The sequence below is a fragment of the Duganella sp. SG902 genome, assembly GCF_013376005.1.
Lineage (GTDB): Bacteria > Pseudomonadota > Gammaproteobacteria > Burkholderiales > Burkholderiaceae_D > Rugamonas.
On sequence record NZ_JABMJK010000009.1, the window covers coordinates 144,837 to 160,739 of the forward strand.

Sequence of the window (15,903 nt, forward strand, 5' to 3'; positions counted from 1 at the left end):
GACAAGCCTAGCTTACCATAATCACAACCTTTCCTACTGTGCCTCTGCCGCCTCCACCCGGGTTTGCACCAGGATTTTCTTGATCTCCGGGACGCAGGAGCCGCAATTGCCGCCGGCTTTCAGGCAGGCCGTCACCTCCGGCACCGTCTTCAAGTCCTTCTCGACGATGGCGTTGCAGATGGTGTTGCGGCCGACGCCGAAGCACGAGCACACGGTAGGACCGGTGTCCGCGCCCTTCTCCACCGGCATGCCGACCAGCAGGCCGACGCGATCGATCTCGCTCAGCTGCTCCTTGGCGAACAGGCTGGCCAGCCATGCGCGCGACGGCATGTCCTGGCGCGGCGAGACGAAGATGCACTGGTCGATGCGATCATCCACCACGTGCACGGCGCGGTACACGCCGGCGGTGCGGTCTTCGTATTCCAGCCAGTCGGCGTCGAGGTCTTCCACGCCCAGCAGGGCGCGCGCCCAGGCCGGATAATCCTTGATGGTGTTGCGGCCGGCCAGCTCGTAGCGCGCGAACTCGCGCCCCTGGATGCGGGTCCAGTGGGCCACGCTGTCGAGGTTCACCTCCGCGCGGCTCAGGATGAAGCCGTGCCAGTTGACACGGAACTGCTCCACACGCACCGGCGTATGCTTGAATTCAGGCTCGCCCGACACCGGGTCCACCACCGGATTGACCACCGCGCCAACGCGGGCGTCGGACGCGGTCTGGCCATTCCAATGAATCGGAACGAACACGCTGCCGCGCGGGATGCCGCCACCGTGCTGCACGCGCGCCACCATCGCGCCCCACTCGGACGTGATGCGCGCCAGCTCACCTTCGCGCACGCCGCTCAGCAGCGCATCCTGCGGGTGCATGTCGACAAACGATTCGGCGATGTGATCGGCCAGCGTGGCGGACTTGCCGGTGCGGGTCATGGTGTGCCACTGGTCGCGCACGCGGCCGGTGTTGAGCGACAGCGGATAGTCCTCGCTGACGGCGTGCTTCGGCAAACGCGGCGCGGTGGCGATGAAGCGCGCCTTGCCGTCCGCATGGGCGAACACATAATCCTTGAACAGGCGGTTTTCGATTTCCAGCTCGCCGGAAGCGGCGCGGCGAACCGGCCACTGGGTCGGCTCCAGATCGTCGTACTCGCGCTGGCTCAGGCCCGCGAGGCCGGACATGTCGAACGCGCGCGGCACGTCGCCCACGGCGTTGCGGAAACCGCTCAGCCCCGCGTGTTCGTTGAACACGTCATGCTGGCCGGCGAAATCAAAGCCGCTGTAGCCCATGCGCTGTGCGAACAGCGACAGGATCTTCCAGTCCGGCAGCGCTTCGCCCGGCGCCGGCAGGAAGGCGCGCTGGCGCGAGATGCGGCGCTCGGAATTGGTGACGGTGCCATCCTTCTCGCCCCAGCCCAAGGCTGGCAGCAGCACGTCGGCGTAGGCGGTGGTGTCGGTGTTCTGCATGATGTCGGAGGAGATCACCAGTTCGCACTTTTCCAGCGCGCGGCGCACCTGATCCGCGTCCGGCAGACTGACCACCGGATTGGTGGCGATCACCCACACCGACTTGACCTTGCCTTCTTCGATGGCCTGGAACAGGTCCACCGCTTTCAGGCCGCCCTTGTCGGCCATGACTGGCGATTCCCAGAACGTCTGCACCACTTCGCGATGCTCGGCCCGTTCCAGGTCCATGTGCGCGGCCAGCATGTTGGCCAGGCCGCCGACTTCGCGGCCGCCCATGGCGTTCGGCTGGCCGGTGATGGAGAACGGCCCCATGCCCGGCTTGCCGAGACGGCCGCCGATGAGATGGCAGTTGATGATGGCGTTCGCCTTGTCGGTGCCGGCCGAGGACTGGTTCACGCCCATCGAGTAGGCGGTGATGGTCTTGCGGGTGGAGGCGAACAGTTCGTAGAACTCCAGCAGCACCGGCAGTTCGATGCGGCAGATCTTGGCGACGACGGCGGGATCGGCGCAATCGGCGTTGGCCACGTCCAGCGCGGCCTGGAAACCGTTGGTGTGGTTCTCGACGAAACGCGGATCGACCGCGCCAATGCGCGACAGGTAGCTCAGCAAGCCGTTGAACAGCCACACGTCGGTGCCCGCCTTGACCGGCAGGTGCAGGTCGGCCAGCTCGCAGGTGGCGGTGCGGCGCGGATCGATCACCACCAGTTTGAGTTCAGGACGCGCTTCCTTGGCTTTCAGGATGCGCTGGAACAGGATCGGGTGGCACCACGCGGTGTTGGAGCCCACCAGCACGATCATGTCGGCCAGTTCCAGGTCGTCGTAGCAGACCGGCACCAGGTCCTCGCCAAAGGCGCGCTTGTAGCCCGCCACGGCGGACGACATGCACAGGCGCGAGTTGGTGTCGATGTTGGCGCTGCCGACGTAGCCCTTCATCAGCTTGTTGGCGACGTAGTAGTCCTCGGTCAGCAGCTGGCCGGAGACGTACAGCGCGACCGCGTCCGGGCCGTGCTCGGCGATGATGGTTTTCCAGGCGTCTGCCACTTTGCCAAGCGCTTCGTCCCACGAGGCGCGGCGCAGGCCATCTTCCTCGCGGATCTGCGGGTACAGCAGGCGGCCTTCCAGCCCCACGGTTTCTCCCAGCGCGGAACCTTTCACGCACAGACGGCCCTTGTTGGCCGGATGCTGTTTGTCGCCGGCGATGGCGATCGTGCCGTCGGCCAGCGGCGTGGCCTGCACACCGCAGCCTACGCCGCAGTAAGCACAAGTAGTACGGATAGCCAGATGGTCGGTGGACAGGTTCAAGATGTTTCTCGCTTAATTCATGCGGCCCGGTTGGACAGGGCTTCGCCAAATAACAGGGTTTGCCGGATCGGCGTGATGTCGGCACGGTTCTGGATCAAACCGAAATACCAAGGGCCATCCTTCACGTCGCCATACAGCACGGCGCCGGTGACACGATTATCCTTCAATACGAGGCGCTTGTAGACCCCGCGACGCGCATCGCGCAACACCAGGTCTTCGCTGCCCTCGCCGCCGATGAAATCGCCGACCGAGTACAGGTCCACGCCGGTGACTTTCAGGCGGGTTGGCGATGTCGATTGCACGTAGCGGCGCACGCCGGCGCCGGCCAGGTGGGCGCCGCACACGCGGGCCTGGTCCCAGATCGGCGCGACCAGGCCAAACGTGGCGCTGCGGTGTTGCACGCATTCGCCCACGGCGTACACGCGCGGGTCGTAGGTTTGCAGGGTGTCGTCCACCACGATGGCGCGTTCGCAGTGCAGGCCGGCGGCCTTGGCGAGTTCGATGTTCGGGCGCACGCCGGCGGTCATCACCACCAGGTCGGCCGGGATCACGGTGCCGTCCTTGAAGCGCACGCCGGTCACGCGGTCGGGGCCGAGGATTTCCTCGGTCTGCGCTTCCATCATGAACTTCAGGCCTTTGGCTTCCAGCGCTTTTTGCAGCAGCAGGGCGGCGGGCTTGTCCAGCTGCTGGTTCATCAACGCGTCGGTCACGTGCACCACCGTCACGGACATGCCCTGGCGTTGCAGGCCGTTGGCCGCTTCAAGGCCCAGCAGGCCGCCGCCGATCACCACCGCGTTGCGGTGATTGCGCGCCATGGCCAGCATGGTTTCCACGTCCTGGATGTCGCGGAAGGCCAGCACGCCATCCAGCTTGTGGCCAGGCACCGGGATGATGAAGGGCTTGGAGCCGGTGGCGATCAGCAGACGGTCGTAGCGTACTTCCAGCCCGGATTGCGCGCGCACGATGCGCTTGCGGCGGTCGATGTGCACCACCGGGTCGCCGGCGTGCAGCGTGATGTTGTGCTGGACGTACCATTCGCGCGTGTTGAGCATGATGTCGTCGATGCTCTTCTCGCCCGCCAGCACCGGCGACAGCAGGATGCGGTTGTAGTTACCGTGCGGCTCGGCGCCGAACACGGTGATGTCGTACATGTCCGGGGCCAGCTTGTACAGTTCTTCCACCGTACGCATGCCGGCCATGCCGTTGCCAATGACGACCAGCGCGGGTTTCATAAGCCTACCCAGACTTTACCGCCCTCGATGCGGGTCGGATAAGTACCAACCGAGTGCTCCGGCGCTTCCAGGCACTCGCCGGTTTGCAGGTCGAAGTGCTGCTTGTAGATCGGCGAGGCGACCACGATGCGCTCGCCCAGCGAACCCACCAGACCGCGCGACAGCACGGACGCCTCCGAATTCGGATCGTAGTTATCGATGGCGAACACGCGCGGGCCGCCGTCATCGACGTGGAATACGGCCACTTGTTCGTCGTTCAGCAGCGCGCACACGCCGGTGTTGGGCACGATGTCGTCCAGGTTGCAGACGGCGATCCAGTTATCGGTTTGAATATCACGGTGCATAATTTTCTCCTCAAGCTGCCTTGACTGCGATAGGGATAACGCGCTTGCGTTCTTCGATGGTGGCCGGGCGGATCTGGCCGCGCTCCTCCATGAACAGCACGTTCTGGTCGCTCTTGTCGCTGTTGACGAAGTGGCGGAAGCGTTTGCGGGTCTCTGGATTCTCGACCGCCTCTTTCCACTCGCAAGCGTAGGTGCTGACCACGTGCGCCATGTCGGCTTCCAGCTCGGCGGCGATGCCCAGCTTGTCGTTGATGATGACGTCCTTCAGGTAATCCAGGCCGCCTTCCATGTTCTCGCGCCAGGTGCTGGTGCGCTGCAGGCGGTCACCGGTGCGGGCGTAGAACATCAGGAAGCGGTCGATGTACTTGATCAGGGTGGCCTTATCCAGTTCGGTGGCGATCAGTTCCGCGTGGCGTGGCTTCATGCCGCCGTTGCCGCACACGTACAGGTTCCAGCCTTTTTCGGTGGCGATCACGCCGACGTCCTTGCCCTGCGCTTCCGCGCACTCGCGGGTGCAGCCGGACACGCCGAACTTGATCTTGTGCGGCGCGCGCAGGCCCTTGTAGCGGTTTTCCAGTTCCACCGCCAGGCCGATGGAATCATCCACGCCGTAACGGCACCAGGTCGAGCCGACGCAGGACTTCACGGTGCGCAGCGACTTGCCGTAGGCGTGGCCGGACTCGAAGCCGGCGGCGATCAGTTCTTCCCAGATCAGCGGCAGCTGCTCCACGCGGGCGCCGAACATGTCGACGCGGGCGCCGCCGGTGATCTTGGTGTACAGGCCGTACTTCTTGGCCACCTGGCCGACCGCGATCAGGCCATCGGCGGTCACTTCGCCGCCCGGCATGCGCGGCACCACCGAGTAGGTGCCATCCTTCTGGATGTTGCCGAGGAAGTAGTCGTTGGTGTCCTGCAGGCTGGCGTGTTCCTTCTTCAGCACGAAGTCGTTGTACACGGTGGCCAGGATGGAGGCGGTCAGCGGTTTGCACACGTCGCAACCGAGGCCTTTGCCATGCTTGTGCAGCAGGTCGTTGAAGGTCTTGATCTGGCCGACTTTGATCAGGTGGAACAGCTCCTGGCGCGAGTAGGCGAAGTGTTCGCACACATGGTTGTTCACTTCCATGCCCTGCTTCTTCATCTCGGCCTTCATCACTTGGGTGACGAGCGGCACGCAGCCGCCGCACGCGGTGCCGGCAGTGGTGCACGACTTCAGTTCACCGATGGTGCAGGCGCCATTCTGCACGGCGGCGCACAGCTGGCCTTTGGAGATGTTATTGCAGGAGCAGATCTGCGCGCTGTCCGGCAGCGCATCCACGCCCAGGGCCGGCTTGGCCGCGCCGTCCGATTGCGGCAGGATCAGGAACTCCGGCGACTCCGGCAGTTCGATCTTGTTCAGCATCATTTGCAGCAGTGTGCCGTATTCGGTGGCGTCGCCCACCATCACGCCGCCCAGCAGGTATTTGCCGCAGCTGGACACCACGATTTTCTTGTAGATCTGTTTGCGTTCGTCGATGAACTGGTAGGAGTGGCTGCCCTCTTCCTTGCCGTGCGGGTCGCCGATCGAGGCCACGTCCACGCCCATCAGTTTCAGCTTGGTGCTCATGTCGGCGCCGGAGAACTCCGCCGCTTCGCCCAGCATGTGCTTGACGGCGACACGCGCCATCTCGTAGCCCGGCGCCACCAGGCCGAAGATCATGCCGCCCCACAGCGCGCACTCGCCGATGGCGTAGACGTGCGGGTCAGAGGTGACGCAGTTGTTGTTGATTTCAATCCCGCCGCGCGGGCCGATGGTCAGGCCGGCTTCCTTGGCCAGCATGTCGCGCGGGCGGATACCGGCCGAGAACACGATCATGTCGGCTTCCAGGTGGCCGCCGTCGGCGAACTCCATGCGATGGGTGGCCGCTTCGCCATCGACGATGGCGGTGGTGTTCTTGCCGGTGTGGACGGTCACACCCAGGTCTTCGATTTTACGGCGCAGCACACGGCCGCCGCCATCGTCGACCTGCACCGCCATCAGGCGCGGCGAGAATTCCACCACGTGGGTTTCCAGATTCATGTCGCGCAGGGCCTTGGCGCATTCGAGGCCCAGCAGGCCGCCGCCGATCACCACGCCGGTCTTGGAGCGCTTGCCGCATTCCAGCATGGCTTCCAGGTCTTCGATGGTGCGGTAGACGAAGCAGTCCTTGCGCTCCTTGCCCGGCAGCGGCGGAACGAATGGGTAAGAGCCGGTGGCGATCACCAGTTTGTCGTAGGAGAGAACTTCGCCTTCGCCGGTGGTGACGGTTTTGGCCTTGGTATCGATGGCGGTGGCGCGGGTGTTCAGGCGCAGCACCATGCTGTCGTTTTGTTCGAAGAAGCCCGGCTTCACCAGCGACAGGTCTTCGGCCGTTTTACCCGAGAAGAATTCCGACAGGTGCACGCGATCGTATGCGGGACGCGGTTCTTCGCACAGCACCGTCACCTGCAGGTTAGGGGTGCCGCTGTTAGCCAGGCTTTCCAGGAATTTGTGGCCTACCATGCCGTGGCCGATAACGATAATTTTCATGATGCTAGTCCTATTAAGCTGCCAGCTTGGTGGCGATTGCGGATTCTTCCACTGCGGCGGCGCTGAAGCGCGCGGCCAGTGCGCACAGGGCTGAGATGCCAACCAGTACGCCGAGGATGCTCAGGGTCTGCTGCACGTCGCCGGTGCCCTTCATCAGGAAGCCTGCGGCGACCGCGCCCACGTTGCCGCCGGCACCGATGATGCCGGCCACGCCGCCCAGGGCGCGCTTGTCGACGAAAGGCACCACGGCGTAGGTCGCGCCGCAAGCCATGTGGGTGAACAGGCCGAAGAACAGCATGGCGCAGATGGCCAGGGTGGCGTTGCCGGCGTGGGCGAACATCAGCAGGCCGGCGCCTTCGCCCAGCATCAGCACGAACAGCAGGTTGACGCGGTTATTCAGGTTGCCGGCGGCGGCGAATTTGTCCGACACCCAGCCGCCCAGCGCGCGGGCGAACAGCGCCAGCAGACCGAAGCTGCCGGCCGCCATGCCGGCTTGCGCCAGCGTCAGTTTGAAGTGGTCGACGTAGTAGGTGGCGGCGATGTTGTGGATGAAGATCTCGATGCCGAAGCAGGCGCCGTAGGTGATGAACAGCAGCCATACGCGGTAGTTGGCGGCGGCCAGCTTGAACGAATCCCAGCCGCCTTTCTTGCCGCCGTCGATGGCGATGCCGGCGGCGCGCAGTTCCTTGAAGTTACCTTGCGGGCAATCTTGCGTGAAGCGGTAGTAGACGCCGGCCATGATGATCATCAGCACGCCCGGCACGATCAGGGCGGCGCGCCAGCCGTAGCCTTCGCCCACGCCCAGCATGATCATGGCCGCCATCAGCAGCGGCATGGCCGCTTGCGCGGCGCCGCCGCCGGCGTTGCCCCAGCCTGCGGCGGCGGCGTTGGCGGTGCCCACCACTTTCGGCGCGAACATCACCGAGGTGTGGTACTGGGTGATGACGAAGCTGGCGCCGGCCGCGCCGATGGCGAGGCGGAAGAACAGGAAGCTTTCGTAGGTTTGCGCGAACGCCACGCCGATCACGGGGATGGAGCCCAGCAGCAGCAGGCCGGTGTAGGCTTTGCGCGGGCCGAAGTGGTCGCACAGCGGGCCGATAATCAGGCGCACGATGATGGTGACGGCAACAGCGGCGATGTTGATGTTGGCGATTTGCGCCGGCGTCAGGCCGAATTCGCCTTTAATCACCGGCATCAGCGGCGCGCAGGCGAACCATGCGAAGAAGCAGACGAAGAACGCCATCCAGGTCAAGTGGAACGCCCGCATCTGAGGCGTTGAAATCGAAAAGAGCTTGATGCTGGTAGCTTTGCTGGCCATTTTTTTATCCCGTTCAGAAAACAAAAAGGCGCCCGCACAACCGCAGTCGCAAAGACCGGGTTGGGCGGACGCCGTTGTCCTGCCAGTCCGTCCTTGGACCAGCTATGAATTCGTGTGTTTCTGGGAGATCGCCGTTGATCCCTTGCCCTATGCGTTGCAAGAGCTGTGCCAGCCCCTTGAAACGGCCGGCCACAGAGGGAAACGACGGAAAAATGCGGGTTTGGCGGGGTAAAAACAAAACGGTGCACTGCAATGTTGCGGTGCACCGTGCACGCTATCGGTGCGCACCGGCGGTGCACACGCCCTAGCCGGCGGCGGCCAGCGCGGCGGCCACCATTTCATCGATTTCGCCGCTGATGTTGGACAGGACGCCCGCCACCACCGAGAATTCCTTGCCGGCCTGGCCGGCGCGCGCGGCCACGATGCGGGCGTTGAAGGCCACCATGCGCGCCTGGCGGTTGATGGTTTCAATATCCGTGATCACGCCGCGCAGCTGCTTTTTCATCAATCTTGCATGCAGCTTGGCCTGTTCCTCGTAGATGCCGGTGATCTGGTTGAGGATGGCGAGCGTGGGGGTGGTGATGCGCACCAGTTCCGCCAGCAGTTCCGCGCTGTCCGAGGCATCGTTCGCGATCGCCTTCAGGGTGCGCTCGGCCAGGTCGGCGAAGGCGCTGATCTCGCGGTCGCCCTGCAGCTTGCCGAAGTAAGCCTGCTCCAGCTCCGGGCAGAACACGCCCGGCAGGCCGTCGCCATCGGTCAGCAGCGATTTGTGGGCGCCGCGGAACAGCGCCAGCGTTTCGTGCGCGATGGCGGCCGCGCCCTCTTGCCGCTGCGATGCCAGCACGGCGTACAACACCAGCCGCTGCGAGGTGAAACGGCGACGCCCGGACAGGTTGATCAGGGCGCCGAAGACTTCCCCCGGCAAAGGCTTGCCACCATGGGAACCGGTGGCGGGTGCGATAGGCGCGTGCATGTGCATCGTTTTTCTCCTGGGTTAAGCGGCTTTGGCGGGATGCGCTTGTTTCCGGTACAGGAACTCCAGCACCGCCGTGCGGTACTCCATGTACTTCGCATCCGACGCCAGCGCCACGCGGTCACGCGGACGCTCCAGCCGCACATCGACGATTTCGCCGATGGTGGCGGCCGGGCCGTTGGTCATCATGACGATGCGGTCGGACAGCAGCACCGCCTCGTCCACGTCGTGCGTCACCATCACCACCGTGGACTTGGTGGCGGCGACGATCTTCAGCAGCTCGTCCTGCAGGTGGGCGCGGGTCAGCGCGTCGAGCGCGCCGAACGGCTCGTCCATCAGCAGCACTTTCGGCTCCATCGCCAGCGCGCGGGCGATGCCGACGCGCTGCTTCATGCCGCCCGAGATTTCGTGCGGGCGCTTGGTCTCCGCATGCGTCAGGCCGACCAGCGCCAGCGCCGCCATGGTGCGCTCCTTGAGCTGCGCCTTGGTCTCGGTCGCGCCGAACACGCGCTCCACGCCGAGGTAGATGTTTTCGTAGCAGGTCAACCACGGCAGCAGCGAGTGATTCTGGAACACCACCGAGCGCTCGGGCGACGGTCCGGCGATCTCGCGGTTGGCGCACAGCAGCACGCCATCGGTCGGTTTCAGCAGGCCGGCGATCAGGTTGAGCAGCGTCGACTTGCCGCAGCCGGAGTGGCCGATCAGGGTGATGAATTCGCCCTTGGCCACCTTCAGGTCGATCTCACGCAGCGCGTGGAACACGCCCTTTTTCGTGTGGAACACCATCTCCACGCCTTCGATATCGATGAATTTTGGATCGTCCATGACTGTGCTCCTTAGTTCGATACTTGTTCGTAGGTGAATGCGCGGGCCAGCGCCATCAGCGCCTGCTCCAGCAGCAAGCCAACCAGGCCGATGGCGCCGATGGCGATGATGATGTGCGGTACGTTCAGGTTGTTCCACTCGTCCCACACCCAGAAGCCGATGCCCACGCCGCCGGTCAGCATCTCGGCCGCGACGATCACCAGCCACGCGGTGCCGATCGACAGGCGCACGCCGGTCAGCACGAAGGGCAGCGCCGATGGCAGCAGGATCTTGGTCAGGATCTTCCATTCCGACAGGTTGAGCACGCGCGCCACGTTCATATAGTCCTGCGGCACTCGCTGCACGCCGATGGCGGTGTTGATGATCATCGGCCAGATCGAGCAGATGAAGATGGACCAGATCGCGGCCGGATTGGCCGACTTGAACACCAGCAGGCCGATCGGCAGCCACGCCAGCGGCGACACCGGCTTCAGCAGGCTGATGATGGGGCTGAACATGGCGCTGGCGAACTGCACCCGGCCGATCAGGAAGCCCAGCGGGATGCCCACCAGCGCCGCCAGGCCAAAGCCCACGCCCACGCGCTGCAGGGAGGCCAGCAGGTTCCAGCCGATGCCCTGGTCATTCGGGCTGTTGCGGTAGAACGGATCGGAGAACAGCTTGATCGCCTCGTCCAGCGTGGCGGCCGGCGTCGGGAAGGTGCTGTTCTTCATGGTGATGATTTGCCAGACCAGCACCAGCAAGGCGGCGCCCACCAGCGGCGCGATGACTTTCAGCGCGGTGGCGGAGACTTGCTGGCGCGCGCGCGCGGCGCCGTTGGCGGCGAGCGGACGGCGTGGACGGCGGGCCGGCTTGTCGCCGGTGGTGATCTCAGCGGCGACAGGCTCGGCGCTGTCTGGCTTCAGCATGGCATTCATGGCATCCCCCCATCATCAGGCTTTGATCTTGAACGAGGCGGCGAACGCTTTCGGGTTCTTGCCGTCCCACACGGAACCATCCATCAGCTTCGACGTCCGCAGCGGGCTTTTCGGCACCGGCGTCTTGGTCATGGTGGCGGCGTCCTTGTACAGATCGATCTGATTGACCGAGGTGGCCACGGCCAGGTAGTCGGGATCGTCCTTCAGCAGGCCCCAGCGGCGGTGCTGGGTCATGAACCACATGCCGTCCGACAGGTAGGGGAAGTTGACCGCGCCGTCGTTGTAGAACTTCATGTGGTTAGGGTCGTCCCAAGTCTTGCCCAGGCCGTTCTGGTAGCGGCCCATGATGCGCTGGTCGATCGCATCCTTGCTGGTGTTGACATAGGATTTATCCGCGATGGTTTCGGCCATCTTGTTCTTGTTGGCCAGCGAGGAATCGATCCATTTGCCAGCGTCCAGGATGGCGGCCATCATGGCGCGGCAGGTGTTCGGATATTTCTTGGCGAATTCCAGGGTGGAGCCCAGCACCTTCTCCGGGTGATCCTTCCAGATTTCCTGGGTGGTGGTGGCGGTGATGCCGACGCCGTCCATGATGGCGCGGTGGTTCCACGGCTCGCCCACGCAGAAGCCGTCCATATTGCCGACGCGCATATTGGCCACCATCTGCGGCGGCGGCACGGTGATGACCTTGGCATCCTTCATCGGGTTGATGCCGTTGGCGGCCAGCCAGTAGTACAGCCACATGGCGTGGGTGCCGGTCGGGAAGGTCTGCGCGAAGGTGTATTCGCGCTTGTCGGTCTGCATCAACTTGGCCAGCGAGGCGCCATCGACGCCGCCCTTGTCGGCGACTTTCTTGGAGAGGGTGATGGCCTGGCCGTTGTTATTGAGGCTCATGAGCACGGCCATGTCCTTCTTCTGGCCGCCGATGCCCATTTGTACGCCGTACAGCAGGCCGTACAGCACATGGGCCGCGTCCAGGTCGCCATTCGACAGCTTGTCGCGCACGCCGGCCCAGGAGGCTTCCTTGCTCAGCACGAACTTGACGCCGTACTTCTTGTCGAAGCCCAGCACCGAGGCCATGATCACGGAGGCGCAGTCGGTCAGCGGGATGAAGCCGATCTTGATTTCTTCCTTCTCCGGCTTATCCGAACCCGCTGCCCATACACCACCCGTCGACAAACCCAACATACTTCCTCCCGCTACAAGACCTGCACCATGAATTATTTTTCTGCGTGTTACGTTGACTGCGTCCGTCTTTGGAGTGCCTAGTTTTGTGTAGTTCATGGTGTTTCCCCTTCTTGTAGTCGTCGATAACTAAGAGCCAAAAAAAACGCCTACCCTCACGAAACGAATTCATGATTGGTAGACGTCGTTGTCTGGTGGGCCCTACCGCCGTTGGCAAGGCACATCCGCGCAGCATTGCGCTTGTCTACGGTTATGCAATGTCCGTGCCAGCGGGTTTACAGGGGGAAAGGATGATGTTGCGGAGGAATTTGGGCAAAAAAAATGCACCGCTTTTGCGCGGTGCATCATTTTGGGTGGGCGGTTTCAGCCCAAAAGGTCCTCGACGTCGAGGATGCGCTGCGCCACTTCGGACAGCTTGAGGTTCTTGCTCATCGCCATGGAGCGCAGCTTCTGGTAGGCCTGCTCCTCGGTGAAGCGCTGGCGCTCCATCAGCAGGCCCTTGGCGCGCTCGATCACCTTGCGCTCGGCCAGCTTGCTCTTGGTGTCGCTCAGCTCGTCCAGCAGCTTCTGCTCGCGCTTGAACTGGGCCAGCGCCACTTGCAGCACCGGTTTGATGCGTTCGCTCTGCAGGCCGGCCACCACATAGGCCGACACGCCGGCCTCGACCGCCGCCTCCATGCTTTCCGGATCCTGGTCCTCGGTGAACATGACGATCGGGCGACGCTCGTCGCGGGTGGCGATGACCACATGCTCCAGCACATCGCGCGCGTCCGACTCGGCGTCGACGATGATCATGTCGGGCTGCAGCTGGGCGATGCGCTCCGGGAGGTACATATCGGGCGGCAGCGAGGCGATGATGTCGTAGCCCGCCTCCAGCAGGGCGATGCGCAGCACCCGCGCACGCTCGGCCTGCGCGTGCAGCGCCTCGTCACCCTCGTCATGGATGACGGTGTTGACGACAACGATACGCAAATTGGGCATGGCCGGCTTACGCATGGGAGTGGGTCGTGACCCTGCTGCAAGCAAGAATCAAACCAGTATTTTGGATGCTCATGGGCAGATTTTACGGTACAACCGACAAATTCTGCCAGCGTTCATCCTAACGCTGCATGCCCCAGCGCCGTATCGTCAGCGTTTCCAGTGGACGGAATACCACATTGTCAATGAACAAACCTATCAGGATGACGGCGGCCAGGCCGGCAAAGACTTTGTCTGTATAGAGCTCGTTGCGGTTCTGGAAGATGTACCAGCCCAGGCCGCCCTGCCCGGCGGTGGTGCCGAACACCAGCTCGGCGGCGATCAGGGTGCGCCAGGCGAAGGCCCAGCCAATTTTCAGACCGGACAGGATGGACGGCAGCGCGGCCGGCACCAGGATGTGCAGCACGAAGCGCAGGCCGGAGAGGCCGTAATTGCGGCCGGCCATGCGCAGCGTGTCGGGGACCGACTGAAAGCCGGCGTAGGCGCCCACCGCCAGCGGCCACAGCACCGCGTGCACGATCACGAACAGCAGGCTGGCTTTGCCAAGGCCGAACCACAGCAGCGCCAGCGGCAGCAGGGCGATGGCGGGCAGCGGGTTGAACATGGCGGTCAGGGTTTCCAGCAAGTCGCGGCCGATGCGGGTGGAGGCGGCCAGCGCGGTCAGGGCGAAGGCGGCCAGGATGCCGGCCGCGTAGCCTTGCAGAAGGACGGTGAGCGAGACGCGCACGCGATCCAGCAGCTCGCCGCTGGTGATGCCTTGCAGGAAAGCTTGCGCGGTTTGCAGGAAGGTCGGCAGCAGCAGGTCGTTGTTTTGCCAGCGGGCGATGGCTTCCCACAGGGCGGCCAGCAGGAGCAGGATGAGGCTCTTGCGCAGCCAGCCCTGCCGCCAGGCACTACGCGCCGGCGCCGCCGGCCGCAACGCTGGCGGTGTGACGGTGTATTCACGCTCCTGGCGGATCGGCGGGTCGATGACCAGACTCATAGCGCGTCATTCCCGCGCAGGCGGGAATCCATGCTGAGCGTGTCGTCCGGCGGCCTATGGGTACCCGCCTTCGCGGGTACGACGTGATCGAACAGCAGCCCATGGATGCGCTGCGTCGCCGCCTGAAACTCCGCGCTGCCCGCGCTCGCCAGATCGAACTGATGGCTATTCAACTCCGCCCTCACCTGCCCCGGATGCGGCGACAGCAGCAAGATCCGATTCCCCACCACCAGCGCCTCCTCAATCGAATGCGTCACGAACAACAAGGTAAACCGCAACTCCTCCCACAAGCGCCCCAACTCCTCCTGCATCTTGCGCCGTGTGAGCGCATCGAGCGCGGCGAACGGCTCGTCCATCAACAACACCTCCGGCTGCATCGCCAGCGCCCGCGCGATCGCCACGCGCTGCTTCATGCCGCCGGACAGCGTGTGCGGATGCGCATGCTCAAATCCGCCCAAGCCCACCTTGGCGATCCAATGCATGGCCCGCTCGGCCGCCTCATGACGGCTCACCCGCCTGGTCACCAGCAGCGGGAACATCACGTTCTCCTTCACCGTCTTCCACGGCGGCAGCTGATCGAACTCCTGAAACACCACAATCCTATCCGGCCCCGGCCCGCGCACCGGCGTGCCGTTGATCGAGATGCCACCCGCAGCCGGCGCGATGAACCCGGCCGCCGCCTTCAACAGCGACGACTTGCCGCAGCCCGAAGGCCCGAGTAGCACAAAGCGGTCGCCGCGATACACATCGAAGCTGACATCATGCGTAGCGCGCGTGCCGCCGTATTCCAGACTCACGCCCTCGGCACGGAGCAGCGGTTCGCTGCGGACGATCTGCAAGCTCATGACCCGGCCGCGATCACAGGATCTTCAAAGAAGTAATCGCGCCAGCTGGCCGGCTGCTTCTTGATCGCGCCAACCCGGTACAGGAACTGCGCCAGGCCATAGGTATTCTGCGGCGCCACGCTGAAATTCACCTGCGGGTTCTTGATAATCTTCAGCAGCAGCTCGCGGTCCACCTTGGCCTTGCTGACCCGCAGATAGGTGTCGGCCGCGCCTTCGGGATTCTTTGCGATGTACTGCGCCGCCTCCGCCAGCGCGGCGGTAAAGGCGCGATAGGTCTTTGGATTCTCGTTACGGAATTTCTCGGTCGCGTACAGCACGGTGGCCGAACTCGGCCCGCCCAGCACGTCGTAGGAATTCAGGATGATGCGCGCGTTCGGGTTGGCCGCCAGCTCCTGCTCCTGAAACGGTGGATTGCCGAAGTGGCCGTTGATCTCGGTGCCGCCCGCGATGACCGCCGCCGCCGCATCCGGATGCGGCAAGGTCTGCGTGTACTTGTCGAGACGCGCAAACTCCTTGTCGCCCCACTGCTTGGCGGCCGCGTACTGCAAAATGCGCGACTGTACCGACACCGTCACCGCCGGCAGCGCGATGCGATCCTTCTCGCTCAGATCCGCGATCGTCTTCACCTTCGGGTTGGTGCTGACCAGGTAGTAAGGAAAACTGCCCAGCGACGCCACGCCCTTCACATTCTGCTTGCCGTTGGTGCGGTCCCAGATCGTCAGCAGCGGGCCGACGCCGGCGCCGGCGATATCGATGGCGCCCGACAGCAGCGCATCGTTCACCGCCGAACCGCCCGACAGCTGCAGGCGCTCCACAGTGATGTCGACACCGAGCTTCTTGCCCTGCTTCTCGATCAGCTGCTGGTCCTGCGCCACGTTGAGCAGCAGGTACACCACGCCGAACTGCTCGGCGATACGAATGCGTCCCTCGGCCTGCGCGGGCGCGGCGATGGCGAAGCTCAAGGCAAGGGCGGCGGCGGTCAATCTGAACATGGTGATCCTCTTCGAT

General features: G+C 64.1%; 13 protein-coding genes. All 13 read right to left on the reverse strand.

From position 1 onward, the window contains the following. Nucleotides 1-33 precede the first annotated feature (33 nt). The 13 genes from FHW83_RS19520 to FHW83_RS19580 all read right to left on the reverse strand — a co-directional run bounded on the left by FHW83_RS19520 (nt 34) and on the right by FHW83_RS19580 (nt 15,887). Entirely contained in the window at nt 34-2,754 is a 2,721-nt protein-coding gene (locus FHW83_RS19520; RefSeq protein ID WP_176648012.1) for a nitrate reductase, read from the reverse strand. 17 nt (nt 2,755-2,771) lie between these two features. After that, nucleotides 2,772-3,986: an NAD(P)/FAD-dependent oxidoreductase gene (locus FHW83_RS19525; protein WP_176648013.1), complete on the reverse strand. Its 1,215-nt coding sequence runs from the start codon at nt 3,984-3,986 to the stop codon at nt 2,772-2,774. Further along, nucleotides 3,983-4,330 carry a nitrite reductase small subunit NirD gene (gene nirD / locus FHW83_RS19530; protein ID WP_176648014.1) on the reverse strand — a complete coding sequence of 116 codons (348 nt, stop codon included), beginning with the start codon at nt 4,328-4,330 and terminating at the stop codon, nt 3,983-3,985. The genes FHW83_RS19525 and nirD overlap by 4 nt, the downstream gene beginning before the upstream one ends. 10 nt (nt 4,331-4,340) lie before the next feature. Then, on the reverse strand, nt 4,341-6,875 hold the full coding sequence (gene nirB / locus FHW83_RS19535; protein WP_176648015.1) for a nitrite reductase large subunit NirB: 2,535 nt from the start codon (nt 6,873-6,875) through the stop codon (nt 4,341-4,343). 13 nt (nt 6,876-6,888) lie between these two features. Beyond that, nucleotides 6,889-8,193, reverse strand: coding sequence for an MFS transporter (locus FHW83_RS19540; protein WP_176648016.1), 1,305 nt, complete (start codon nt 8,191-8,193; stop codon nt 6,889-6,891). 304 nt (nt 8,194-8,497) lie between these two features. Next, nucleotides 8,498-9,172: a methyl-accepting chemotaxis protein gene (locus FHW83_RS19545; RefSeq protein WP_373997237.1), complete on the reverse strand. Its 675-nt coding sequence runs from the start codon at nt 9,170-9,172 to the stop codon at nt 8,498-8,500. 15 nt (nt 9,173-9,187) lie between these two features. Next, complete coding sequence (locus FHW83_RS19550) at nt 9,188-9,991, reverse strand: ABC transporter ATP-binding protein (RefSeq protein WP_176648018.1); 804 nt, start codon at nt 9,989-9,991, stop codon at nt 9,188-9,190. Between the two features lie 11 nt (nt 9,992-10,002). Beyond that, complete coding sequence (ntrB, locus tag FHW83_RS19555; RefSeq protein ID WP_176648019.1) at nt 10,003-10,905, reverse strand: nitrate ABC transporter permease; 903 nt, start codon at nt 10,903-10,905, stop codon at nt 10,003-10,005. A 15-nt stretch (nt 10,906-10,920) separates the two neighbouring features. Next, a complete protein-coding gene (locus tag FHW83_RS19560) occupies nt 10,921-12,093 on the reverse strand; it encodes a CmpA/NrtA family ABC transporter substrate-binding protein (RefSeq protein ID WP_176648020.1) in 1,173 nt (390 codons plus the stop codon). A 360-nt stretch (nt 12,094-12,453) separates the two neighbouring features. Then, entirely contained in the window at nt 12,454-13,071 is a 618-nt protein-coding gene (locus FHW83_RS19565) for an ANTAR domain-containing response regulator (protein ID WP_176648021.1), read from the reverse strand. Nucleotides 13,072-13,189: 118 nt separating this feature from the next. Next, complete coding sequence (locus FHW83_RS19570; protein WP_176648022.1) at nt 13,190-14,050, reverse strand: ABC transporter permease; 861 nt, start codon at nt 14,048-14,050, stop codon at nt 13,190-13,192. Beyond that, nucleotides 14,047-14,895 (reverse strand): ABC transporter ATP-binding protein, encoded by an 849-nt coding sequence (locus FHW83_RS19575; RefSeq protein WP_176648023.1) that lies wholly within the window; start codon nt 14,893-14,895, stop codon nt 14,047-14,049. The genes FHW83_RS19570 and FHW83_RS19575 overlap by 4 nt, the downstream gene beginning before the upstream one ends. Then, entirely contained in the window at nt 14,892-15,887 is a 996-nt protein-coding gene (locus FHW83_RS19580; protein ID WP_229224269.1) for an ABC transporter substrate-binding protein, read from the reverse strand. The genes FHW83_RS19575 and FHW83_RS19580 overlap by 4 nt, the downstream gene beginning before the upstream one ends. Between the last annotated feature and the right edge of the window lie 16 nt (nt 15,888-15,903).

Coding starts and splice junctions, on each gene's coding strand:
- nirD (WP_176648014.1), bottom strand. CDS start 4,330: ATGCACCGTGATATTCAAACCGATAACTGGATCGCCGTCTGCAACCTG.
- FHW83_RS19545 (WP_373997237.1), bottom strand. CDS start 9,172: ATGCACATGCACGCGCCTATCGCACCCGCCACCGGTTCCCATGGTGGC.
- FHW83_RS19565 (WP_176648021.1), bottom strand. CDS start 13,071: ATGCCCAATTTGCGTATCGTTGTCGTCAACACCGTCATCCATGACGAG.
- nirB (WP_176648015.1), bottom strand. CDS start 6,875: ATGAAAATTATCGTTATCGGCCACGGCATGGTAGGCCACAAATTCCTG.
- FHW83_RS19540 (WP_176648016.1), bottom strand. CDS start 8,193: ATGGCCAGCAAAGCTACCAGCATCAAGCTCTTTTCGATTTCAACGCCT.
- ntrB (WP_176648019.1), bottom strand. CDS start 10,905: ATGAATGCCATGCTGAAGCCAGACAGCGCCGAGCCTGTCGCCGCTGAG.
- FHW83_RS19575 (WP_176648023.1), bottom strand. CDS start 14,895: ATGAGCTTGCAGATCGTCCGCAGCGAACCGCTGCTCCGTGCCGAGGGC.
- FHW83_RS19525 (WP_176648013.1), bottom strand. CDS start 3,986: ATGAAACCCGCGCTGGTCGTCATTGGCAACGGCATGGCCGGCATGCGT.
- FHW83_RS19550 (WP_176648018.1), bottom strand. CDS start 9,991: ATGGACGATCCAAAATTCATCGATATCGAAGGCGTGGAGATGGTGTTC.
- FHW83_RS19580 (WP_229224269.1), bottom strand. CDS start 15,887: ATGTTCAGATTGACCGCCGCCGCCCTTGCCTTGAGCTTCGCCATCGCC.
- FHW83_RS19570 (WP_176648022.1), bottom strand. CDS start 14,050: ATGAGTCTGGTCATCGACCCGCCGATCCGCCAGGAGCGTGAATACACC.
- FHW83_RS19560 (WP_176648020.1), bottom strand. CDS start 12,093: ATGTTGGGTTTGTCGACGGGTGGTGTATGGGCAGCGGGTTCGGATAAG.